Below are 10,015 nucleotides of genomic sequence, written 5' to 3'. Positions count from 1 at the left end.
TTTTTACCCTCTTTGACATACTTTTCCAAGTATTTCGACTATCTGAATAGACTACCATATCGGAGTCCTACAACCCCAACAAGCAAGCTTGTTGGTTTGGGCTTTTCCCGTTTCGCTCGCCGCTACTCAGGGAATCGAATTTTCTTTCTCTTCCTGCAGGTACTTAGATGTTTCAGTTCTCTGCGTCTACCTCGACTGCGCTATGTATTCACGCAGACGTAACATCCTATAAAAGATGCTGGGTTTCCCCATTCGGAAATCTCTGGATCATAGCTTACTTACAGCTCCCCAAAGCATATCGGTGTTAGTCCCGTCCTTCATCGGCTCCTAGTGCCAAGGCATCCACCGTGCGCCCTTATTCACTTAACCTTTGACCTTACGGTCGGTTTTGAGTACTTCTTCTAGCGATAGAAGGTTGCTCAAGAAAATAAGCGTTGAACTTATTAAAAAACTCTTTTAACATTTCAACTCGGTGTGTGTTACTTGTTTTGATTTTTTCTTCGATATCCAGTTTTCAATGAACAAATTTTGTTTGAGAGTAAACCTCTCAAAACTGAACAAAGGCAAACGATGTGTAGTCTTCCGAAATATTCCTTAGAAAGGAGGTGATCCAGCCGCACCTTCCGATACGGCTACCTTGTTACGACTTCACCCCAATCATCTATCCCACCTTAGGCGGCTGGCTCCAAAAAGGTTACCTCACCGACTTCGGGTGTTACAAACTCTCGTGGTGTGACGGGCGGTGTGTACAAGGCCCGGGAACGTATTCACCGCGGCGTGCTGATCCGCGATTACTAGCGATTCCGGCTTCATGTAGGCGAGTTGCAGCCTACAATCCGAACTGAGAGAAGCTTTAAGAGATTAGCTTAGCCTCGCGACTTCGCAACTCGTTGTACTTCCCATTGTAGCACGTGTGTAGCCCAGGTCATAAGGGGCATGATGATTTGACGTCATCCCCACCTTCCTCCGGTTTGTCACCGGCAGTCTCGCTAGAGTGCCCAACTAAATGATGGCAACTAACAATAAGGGTTGCGCTCGTTGCGGGACTTAACCCAACATCTCACGACACGAGCTGACGACAACCATGCACCACCTGTCACTTTGCCCCCGAAGGGGAAGCTCTATCTCTAGAGTGGTCAAAGGATGTCAAGACCTGGTAAGGTTCTTCGCGTTGCTTCGAATTAAACCACATGCTCCACCGCTTGTGCGGGCCCCCGTCAATTCCTTTGAGTTTCAACCTTGCGGTCGTACTCCCCAGGCGGAGTGCTTAATGCGTTTGCTGCAGCACTGAAGGGCGGAAACCCTCCAACACTTAGCACTCATCGTTTACGGCGTGGACTACCAGGGTATCTAATCCTGTTCGCTCCCCACGCTTTCGAGCCTCAGCGTCAGTTACAGACCAGAGAGCCGCCTTCGCCACTGGTGTTCCTCCATATATCTACGCATTTCACCGCTACACATGGAATTCCACTCTCCTCTTCTGCACTCAAGTCTCCCAGTTTCCAATGACCCTCCCCGGTTGAGCCGGGGGCTTTCACATCAGACTTAAGAAACCGCCTGCGCTCGCTTTACGCCCAATAAATCCGGACAACGCTTGCCACCTACGTATTACCGCGGCTGCTGGCACGTAGTTAGCCGTGGCTTTCTGGTTAGATACCGTCAAGGGATGAACGTTCTACTCTCATCCTTGTTCTTCTCTAACAACAGAGTTTTACGATCCGAAAACCTTCTTCACTCACGCGGCGTTGCTCGGTCAGACTTTCGTCCATTGCCGAAGATTCCCTACTGCTGCCTCCCGTAGGAGTCTGGGCCGTGTCTCAGTCCCAGTGTGGCCGATCACCCTCTCAGGTCGGCTATGCATCGTTGCCTTGGTGAGCCGTTACCTCACCAACTAGCTAATGCACCGCGGGTCCATCCATCAGTGACGCAAAAGCGCCTTTCAACTTTCTTCCATGCGGAAAATAGTGTTATACGGTATTAGCACCTGTTTCCAAGTGTTATCCCCTTCTGATGGGCAGGTTACCCACGTGTTACTCACCCGTTCGCCACTCTTTTTCTTTCGGTGGAGCAAGCTCCGGTGAAAGAAAAAGCGTTCGACTTGCATGTATTAGGCACGCCGCCAGCGTTCGTCCTGAGCCAGGATCAAACTCTCATAATGATTTGTTTGAATGACCATACGGTCATTAAGCTCATAAAAATTAACTTTGCTAGCTATTGCTTGCATGTATTTGTTTCAATAAATTGAAACGTCCTACACATTGGTTCGTTTGCTTGCTTTGTTCAGTTTTCAAAGGTCTACAGTGCTGTGTTAGCAACTTTTATATCATATCAGAGCGACAATTGATTGTCAACTCTTTTTTAAAAGTTTTTTTTCGCTCGTTGTTTTTCAACTTCGCAGCGGCTGTCTCAGCGACTTCATTAGAATAACAAATGATTTGTTATTTGTCAACAACTTTTTTTAATTAATTTTGTTGATGTATCAACATCGATTAACTGTTCTAAAATTGCGACTTCGTTATAATATCATCTGTTTCATTTTTGGTCAAGTCTTTTTTTGAAGTTTTTTCAAAAGCATTTTTGACCCGCTGACTCAATTGCCAACGTTGACTAATTTACCATTCTTCTTGACTCAGGTCAAGGAAATATTTCATTTTATTTACAAAAAGTTTTCAATAAAAAAAGACCGTCATAACGGTCTTCAGTCTTTTCACTAGTATACAGTTGCTAAAAGAACGGAACGCCTTCGATCTTATAGTCTTCGATGATCTTACGAAAGATATTGGGCTCTTCCCACGCATACCCTTCTGGCAGCTGTTGCGTTTGTCCTGCTTCTTGTGTTTCAAAAACAAATAAAGGAATGTTTTGCGTATCAATGTTGCCATTTGTGAGTTCAACGAGTTCGATCGCTGTCACATCAAGGTGGATACGGTCTTTAAACAATTGTAAGATCGTAGCCAAGCCGGTTTTATCTTCAGAAAAATCCGTTGACGCTAATTCCGCAGTGCCTTCGTGTATTTGCATCAAAAATCGTTTCGAACCATTTGCTAAGTGCATCATAACTGTACCCGCTACTTTTTTGGATCCCAAAATACCCACCTCAGTTATTCATCTGTTTGTAAACTAATTTTAGCACATTTTCAGAAAATATGCACGATTATCTGTTGCTGTTTTCTTTTTCTAACATTTCTTTAGCTTCTTTCACCCACACTGGTAAAGCTTCTCCAACCGTACGGAAACCAATCCGCTTATTCTTATTTGTAAAGTAGCGTTTACGCTTAAAGGGTGGCTGAACAAAACTTGTTTCCAATGTACGGCGGGACAAACTGATCTTTTGGCTGTATTCGTCAATATCAATGATTTGTACACGGATTTTTTGGCCGATCTGTAAGACTTCATGGATATTTTTAGTAAACCCGGATTGGATCTCTGAAACATGGATCAAGCCTTGCGTTTCTTTATCTAACGAAACAAATGCACCATAGGGTTGAATCCCAGTGACTGTTCCTTCTATAATGTTCCCGATTTGATAATTCATAGTCTTTCCTCTCTTTTCCACTTTCATTATACTTGAACTAGTGGTAGATTTGAAGCATCAGAAACAACGTTACACAATATAGGAGGGAAACGCATGATCAATTTTGACAAAGTTCATCCGCGCTTAAATACCAATAGCGTCAAATGGGATACAATTGCAAAAACCTATAAGGAAGAAAACTTATTGCCGCTTTGGGTAGCCGACATGGATTTTCTGGCACCAGAACCAGTGAAAAAAGCGTTAGAAAAAGCAGTTGCCCAAGGGATCTATGGGTACTCCACCATCCCTGATTCGCTGCTTGAATCCATCATCGATTGGCAGCAAAGACGTCATGGTTATACCATCAATAAAGAAGCGATCCTTTTTAATAGCGGTGTCGTTCCTAGTATTGCACTAGCGATCCAAAGTTACACCCAAGAAGGAGATGCCGTATTGATCCACGATCCGGTTTACCATCCCTTTGCCCAGGTTGTCAAAAACAATCAGCGTACCTTAATTCAAGAACCCTTATTGGAAAAAGATGGACGCTTCGTCATCGATTTTGATGCGATGGAACGAACGATCATCGAAAAGAAGGTAAAATTGTTTCTTCTATGTAATCCGCATAATCCTGGTGGCCGGGTATGGTCCAAAGAAGAACTACTGGCGATCGGCCGTATTTGTCAAAAACATCAAGTGATCGTTGTCAGTGATGAGATTCATCAAGACATCGTTTTTGCGCCAAATCACTTTGTTTCTTTCCAAACAGTTGAGCCAAACTTTGCCGATTTTTCAATCATCTTGACTTCAGCAACCAAGACCTTTAATTTAGCTGGGATCAAAAATTCGATGGTATTCATCAAAGATAAAACCTTGCGCAGCCAATTTGCAAAAACACAGGAGCGTAACGTTCAAGGGGAGATCAATACGTTTGGATTGATCGCTACTGAAGCAGCGTATCGTGAATCTGAAGAATGGTTAGAAGAACTATTGTCCTACTTAGAGGCAAATCGCACCTTTGTCTGTGACTTTTTGACTGACCAACTGCCAACCGTGTCGTTTCAAAAGCCTGAAGGAACTTACTTGATCTGGCTAGATTTTTCTGCCTATGGCCTAACGGACAATCAGCTACATAGAAAACTGATCAAAGAAGCCAGCGTCGTGTTGAATCAAGGAAGTATCTTTGGTCCCCACGGGAGTCACCATATGCGGCTAAACTTTGCCTGCCCTAAAGAGCTATTAGAAAAAGCACTCAATCAAATCGCCGCCGCGTTTAAAGACCAACCGATCGATTAACGCTTACGTGTAAAAAAAGAACCCTAAAGCTGCCATTTCAAAGGTCTCCTGAGGATGACCGTTGAAACTGCTTTTGGGTTCTTTTTGTTTTATTCGCTGATTTCGATCGTTTCGATCACTACATCGTGCACCGGACGATCTTGTGGTCCCCGTTGCACACCAGCAATTTCATCAACAACTGACATTCCTTCGATCACATGACCGAAGACTGTGTGACGGAAATCTAACCAAGGAGTACCACCTGCTTGATAGGCTTCGATGATTTCAGCTGGATAACCAGCACCTTCTAATTGACCTAACATGTTGCTAGGAACATTTTGGTTGTTTACGATGAAAAACTGACTGCCGTTAGTATTCGGACCAGCGTTTGCCATGGATAAAGCGCCACGAAGATTGAACAACTCTTTTGAAAATTCATCTTCAAAGCTGCCGCCATAGATACTTTCGCCGCCCATACCTGTACCAGTTGGGTCACCGCCTTGAATCATAAAATCAGGAATGACACGGTGGAAGATGATCCCATCGTAATACCCTTTTTTCGCTAATTCAACGAAGTTTTTCACTGTTTTTGGTGCCAATTCTGGGAACAATTGTACAACTACATCCCCACGATTGGTTTTGATGACTGCTTGATGGCCAGTTTGTTTTTCTAATGCTAACTGTGGAAATTCAGACACATTAACTCCTCCTTCTCTCTCATAAATCCATGATAGCAGAAAATTGAAAAAATGCTAGTTTGGATAATTTTTGCTATAATGAAGCTATTCGTACAACACGAACATGCTTCACCCAACGTGGTTAGAAAAGAGGAATAACATGGATATTTTTGATATAACGATTATCGGCGCCGGACCTAGCGGGATGTTTTCTGCTTTCTATGCCGGCATGCGTAACGCCAAAACTAAGATTATCGACAGCTTGCCGCAATTAGGCGGTCAGCTTGCTACTTTATACCCAGAAAAATACATCTACGATATCCCAGGTTATCCGAAAATCAAAGCGGGCGATCTTGTCCAAAACCTGGAAAAACAGTTGACAACTTTCAATCACCAATATTGTTTAGAAGAAACCGTCTTGTCGGTCGAAAAACAAGAAGACTATATCGAAGTCACCACCGACAAAGGAATCCATTACTCGAAAGCCGTGATTTTGGCTTTAGGAAACGGCTCCTTCCAGCCGCGCAAACTGACTTTGCCAGAAAGCGAGCGGTTTGAAGGATACGGCTTAGACTATTTTGTCACCGATTTGATGAAGTATGCCGGACGCAAAGTAGCGATCGCCGGTGGCGGCGATTCTGCCATCGATTGGGCATTGATGCTGGAGCCGATCGCTAGTGAAGTCTACTTGATCCATCGCCGTCCTGAATTTCGTGCCCATGAACATAGCGTCAGCAAATTGCAAGCTTCTGCCGTCAACATTTTGACTCCCTATGTGATCCAAGAGATTCAAGGAGAGCAACGTTTGACTGGTGTCTCGTTGCAGCAAGTCAAAGGTGATGAAACGGTCAGCCTTTCATTGGATGCTTTGATCGTCAATTACGGTTTTTCTTCCACATTGAACATCAAGGATTGGGGCATGAAAAGCAGCCGCCAAGGAGTCTTCGTCTCTTCAGATATGAGCACGTCTGTTCCTGGGATCTATGGCTGTGGGGATGTCGTTTTATACGATGGAAAAGTCGACCTGATCGCTACTGGTTTCGGGGAAGCCCCAACTGCGGTGAACAATGCGCTCCACTACATTGATCCCAAAACGCGGACACAACCTGCCCATAGTACAAGTCTTTTTAAGGAGTAGCTGAGATGAAACAAGCTGGTCAACGTCAACTTGCCGCCTATAACCACCCTTTACAGGGGGAGACCATCACCGAGCAAATGGTTCAGTATCTGGAAGCCTTCGATCATGCCGAAACGGCGGTCCACAATCTGGCCGTTGCCCAAGAAGCCAAAGGATTGGCAGAACGGTTTCAAGTCAATGCGGATAAAGCTTACTTGGCAGGACTGCTGCACGATGTCAGCGTCGTCATCCCTAATGACCAGCGAATCGCCTTGCAGATAGCAGTAGGCGAACGATCTTAGACGCGGAGCGGCAAGCACCTTTTTTGCTGCATCAGCAGCAATCCGCTTTGTTGGCAAAAACGGTTTTTCAGGTGTCTGATCCAGACATTCTGTCCGCCATCAGCTGTCATACCACCTTAAAGACCCATTATCGTCGTCTCGATCTACTCGTTTTTTTAGCCGACAAAATCAAATGGGATCGCAAAGATCAAGCGCCTTTTTTAACCGGCTTATTAGACCGCCTCGATGATTCCTTGGAAGCCGCCGCTGAGTTTTATATGGACTGGCTCTTTGCCGGTGACTTAGTGGTCCCCCATCCTTGGGCAGTGGCAGCCAAAGCAGAACTAGCAAACACCTGTGCTTCAATGGATGTCAGAAGGGACTAAAACCCAAATGGCATTGGCTGCAACTGGAATAAGGCACTACTGATTGCAATCCATCAGTCGCACGTTGACTTTTGAATAAACTATTTTTACATGGAGGGGAACTATATGGTATTAGAAAGCAAAACACTTGAAGACAAAGCAAGAGAATTGTTGGCCGACCGCGGTGTCTCACTGCAAGACATCGGCGAATTGGTGATGTTCTTGCAAAAAGATTACATTGAAGGCATCACGTTGGAGATGTGTATCGAAAGCGTCAACGCTGTCTTAAGCAAGCGGGAAGTCCACAACACGATTTTGACGGGTGTCCAATTGGATATTTTGGCAGAAGAAAATCAACTGCTGCATCCACTGCAAGAAATCGTCAAAGAAGACGAAGGGCTTTATGGGATCGATGAGATCCTCGCACTATCCATCGTCAATGTGTACGGCTCCATCGGTTTTACTAACTACGGATACATTGATAAAGTCAAACCGGGCATTTTGAAAGAACTGAATAAGCACGACGGTCCCCGCGTTCACACCTTTTTAGATGATATCGTAGGTGCCATTGCCGCTTCTGCCGCAAGTCGCTTAGCCCATCAACACCCAAGTAAATCTCATTACATTACGCAATAAAAAAAGACCGACGATCCGCCTTCTTCAAAGGAAGTGGATCGTTGGTCTTTTTTTCATTACGCTGTTTTTTTTAAGCCTCGTTTGCCCCACCAATAGAAAGCAAAAAAGAAGACTTCAATCAAGACAAAAAAGAGAATAAAGCAATGCATGAAAAACGTTTCTGGCAATACGTTGATGATCGGATCGGTGGCTGGATTAAATAGCCAATCGTCGTTACTGAAGAAAATCTCATGGAACGTAACGAAAAAGCGATCAAAGCCGACTGCCATCAAAAACCCGAAAATCAGCGGCAATATCATCCCCCATTGAAAAGGACGAATCAAGCGCCATTGCTGTTGGTTTTGTCGTAGCCGATTGACGAACCAGATACTGGGCAGCAACGTGACGATCATCACAGCATAATTTAATAGAAACAACTGTTTTACATCGTAGAAATGACCAGCCCCCGCTTCAGACATTGGAAAATCTGGCAAGGCGAGCGTACTTGCAAAGGGATTGTTTAGAAAATCTAACAATAAGCCATAGTTCTTCAACAACTCTTCTCTTGTTAGCGAGGTATAATCCAGCAGATTTAAGTGATCGACATCAAACCAATATAACGGTCGAAAATTGATCGTTAGGGTGATCGCTAGACTGACCAAAAACAAAAACAAGCAGACAAATCCTAAGCGTTCAAGCCACACTTGTTTTTTCATTGTTCAAAATCCCACTCATCTAAAGAATCAACCACATAGGTTGGTGCTACCGGTAATGTCGGAACCGCCGCTTTCGGGGTAAAGCCAGATAATACGAGCAAAGAATCGATCCCGTTTTGGATCCCCGAGCGAATATCGGTTTCGTAATTGTCCCCCACCATCAAGACCTCTTCTTTTGATAAGCCGATGTGTGCCACCGCTTTTTCCATAATGATGGCTTCTGGCTTGCCAATAAAAATTGGTTGCGTTTGGGTGGCAGTCTCCACCATTGCAATCAGTGAACCCGCACCTGGCAACAAGCCTCTTTCCGTCGGGATATTTTTGTCTGGATTGGTCCCGATAAAGGTAGCTCCTTTTTGGATCGCTAACGTTGCTAAAACAAATTTTTCATACGTCACGTGGTTGTCTAAACCAACCACGACATAATCCGGATTGGTTTCTTCCCACTCAAACCCAGCAGCTAAGATCAAATCGATCAACCCCGCTTCGCCGATCACAAACACTTTGCGGCCTTTGCCATGGTCTTTCATAAAATCGATCGTTGCCAAGCTTGCGGTATAGATCGTTTCTGGTGCCACGTGAATCGAAAATTCATCCGCCAATCGCTGTGCCACGACTTCGGGACTGCGGGTCGTATTGTTGGTCACAAATAAATAGGGCAGTCCTTTTTCTTGTAAGGATTCTACGAAGCGTTTCCCAGCAGGGATCGGCTCTTTTCCTAAATAAATCGTGCCGTCTAGATCAATCAAATAGCCTTTATATTTCATCTTATTCTTCCCTTTGTCGAATCGTAAACTCTTTTTTGCCTTTTTTCACCGTAGTTGTTTCGGTTTTTTTGACGTTTTTTTCTTTTGGTTTACGATTTTTGATCGTTGGTTTGCTTTTCTTCTGCGGAATTGCTTCACGCTTTTCTTCTATATGTGCGTTTTGTTGTGTAGTTTGATTTTGATTCGTTTGAGCTGGCTTTTTCTTACGTCTTCGGGAGGTACTTTTTTCTTTCTTGCCGCCAACCCTCTGGATCACGAAATAGGCACAACCGAAGTTGCAATACTCATACAAATAGTCTTCCAGCATGTCAATGCGCTGATCGGGTAATGCTTTGCGGTTATCCTTTTCAAAGAAGCCTTTCAAGCGTAGCTGTTCATAACCCCAATCACCTACGATATAATCATAGCGTGCCAAAACTTCACTGTAACGCTCACCAAGTTTTTCAGGATCGAAGCCTTCACGATAATCCATGACCAATTTGTATTGTCGATTGCCAATCATTAATTCTTCATCATTCAACAAAGTCACCAACTCGCCTTTTTGCGGTTGTTTCGCTGGTTCTTCAATAATTTCTTCTAGTACAGATGTCATTTCATCTGTGATCGTTTGTTTTTCGGTCATTTTTTCACCACCTGCTGTTTATTATACCTTGTTTTATTCCTCAATGATAGTCGCGGTTTTCCTCAA

General features: G+C 44.2%; 11 protein-coding genes and 2 rRNA genes (1 of these 13 cut by a window edge). 5 read left to right on the top strand and 8 right to left on the bottom strand.

Annotated features, from left to right (window positions below; all coding sequences use genetic code 11):
- From IGI92_RS03480 to IGI92_RS03465, 4 genes are all read right to left on the bottom strand, one after another.
- Nucleotides 1-369, bottom strand: a 23S ribosomal RNA gene (locus IGI92_RS03480); it reaches 2,546 nt to the left of the window's first position.
- Between the two features lie 229 nt (nucleotides 370-598).
- Nucleotides 599-2,158, bottom strand: a 16S ribosomal RNA gene (locus IGI92_RS03475).
- The 16S and 23S rRNA genes sit together here, the layout of an rRNA operon.
- A 566-nt stretch (nucleotides 2,159-2,724) precedes the next feature.
- Nucleotides 2,725-3,087, bottom strand: coding sequence for a hypothetical protein (locus IGI92_RS03470; protein ID WP_034871858.1), 363 nt, complete (start codon nucleotides 3,085-3,087; stop codon nucleotides 2,725-2,727).
- Nucleotides 3,088-3,154: 67 nt separating this feature from the next.
- A complete protein-coding gene (locus IGI92_RS03465; RefSeq protein WP_008378090.1) occupies nucleotides 3,155-3,535 on the bottom strand; it encodes a CvfD/Ygs/GSP13 family RNA-binding post-transcriptional regulator in 381 nt (126 codons plus the stop codon).
- 93 nt (nucleotides 3,536-3,628) lie between these two features.
- On the opposite strand from IGI92_RS03465, the gene IGI92_RS03460 reads away from it, so the two are divergent.
- Nucleotides 3,629-4,810: a MalY/PatB family protein gene (locus IGI92_RS03460; RefSeq protein WP_430608078.1), complete on the top strand. Its 1,182-nt coding sequence runs from the start codon at nucleotides 3,629-3,631 to the stop codon at nucleotides 4,808-4,810.
- 89 nt (nucleotides 4,811-4,899) lie between these two features.
- Here the strand turns inward: IGI92_RS03460 and IGI92_RS03455 are convergent, their stop codons facing one another.
- Nucleotides 4,900-5,487: a peptidylprolyl isomerase gene (locus IGI92_RS03455; protein WP_005231982.1), complete on the bottom strand. Its 588-nt coding sequence runs from the start codon at nucleotides 5,485-5,487 to the stop codon at nucleotides 4,900-4,902.
- Between the two features lie 139 nt (nucleotides 5,488-5,626).
- Here IGI92_RS03455 and IGI92_RS03450 point away from each other — a divergent pair, with 139 nt between their 5' ends.
- The 4 genes from IGI92_RS03450 (at nucleotide 5,627) to IGI92_RS03435 (ending at nucleotide 7,865) form a co-directional block, all read left to right on the top strand.
- Nucleotides 5,627-6,604 carry an NAD(P)/FAD-dependent oxidoreductase gene (locus tag IGI92_RS03450; RefSeq protein ID WP_010748839.1) on the top strand — a complete coding sequence of 326 codons (978 nt, stop codon included), beginning with the start codon at nucleotides 5,627-5,629 and terminating at the stop codon, nucleotides 6,602-6,604.
- Nucleotides 6,605-6,609: 5 nt separating this feature from the next.
- Entirely contained in the window at nucleotides 6,610-6,885 is a 276-nt protein-coding gene (locus IGI92_RS03445) for an HD domain-containing protein (protein ID WP_430608076.1), read from the top strand.
- Nucleotides 6,886-6,932: 47 nt separating this feature from the next.
- Nucleotides 6,933-7,250 (top strand): hypothetical protein, encoded by a 318-nt coding sequence (locus tag IGI92_RS03440; protein ID WP_430608074.1) that lies wholly within the window; start codon nucleotides 6,933-6,935, stop codon nucleotides 7,248-7,250.
- Nucleotides 7,251-7,355: 105 nt separating this feature from the next.
- The gene (locus IGI92_RS03435; RefSeq protein ID WP_005227653.1) at nucleotides 7,356-7,865 is read left to right on the top strand and encodes a phosphatidylglycerophosphatase A family protein; all 510 of its coding nucleotides are present in this window, start codon (nucleotides 7,356-7,358) and stop codon (nucleotides 7,863-7,865) included.
- Nucleotides 7,866-7,921: 56 nt separating this feature from the next.
- Here the strand turns inward: IGI92_RS03435 and IGI92_RS03430 are convergent, their stop codons facing one another.
- Genes IGI92_RS03430 through IGI92_RS03420 form a run of 3 tightly spaced genes read right to left on the bottom strand, consistent with a single transcriptional unit; the run spans nucleotide 7,922 to nucleotide 9,949 of the window.
- Nucleotides 7,922-8,560, bottom strand: coding sequence for a TIGR01906 family membrane protein (locus IGI92_RS03430; protein ID WP_008378077.1), 639 nt, complete (start codon nucleotides 8,558-8,560; stop codon nucleotides 7,922-7,924).
- A complete protein-coding gene (locus IGI92_RS03425; protein WP_061053784.1) occupies nucleotides 8,557-9,327 on the bottom strand; it encodes a TIGR01457 family HAD-type hydrolase in 771 nt (256 codons plus the stop codon). Before IGI92_RS03425 ends, IGI92_RS03430 begins: the two co-directional genes overlap by 4 nt.
- Before the next feature lies 1 nt (nucleotide 9,328).
- A complete protein-coding gene (locus tag IGI92_RS03420; RefSeq protein WP_005231988.1) occupies nucleotides 9,329-9,949 on the bottom strand; it encodes a YutD family protein in 621 nt (206 codons plus the stop codon).
- Nucleotides 9,950-10,015 lie beyond the last annotated feature (66 nt).

Origin of the sequence: Enterococcus sp. DIV2379 (assembly GCF_050542965.1) — a bacterium.
Taxonomy (GTDB): Bacteria; Bacillota; Bacilli; order Lactobacillales; family Enterococcaceae; genus Enterococcus_D; species Enterococcus_D entomosocium.
Note: the sequence above shows the minus strand (reverse complement) of the source record. Positions and strands in the feature narration are given on the sequence as shown.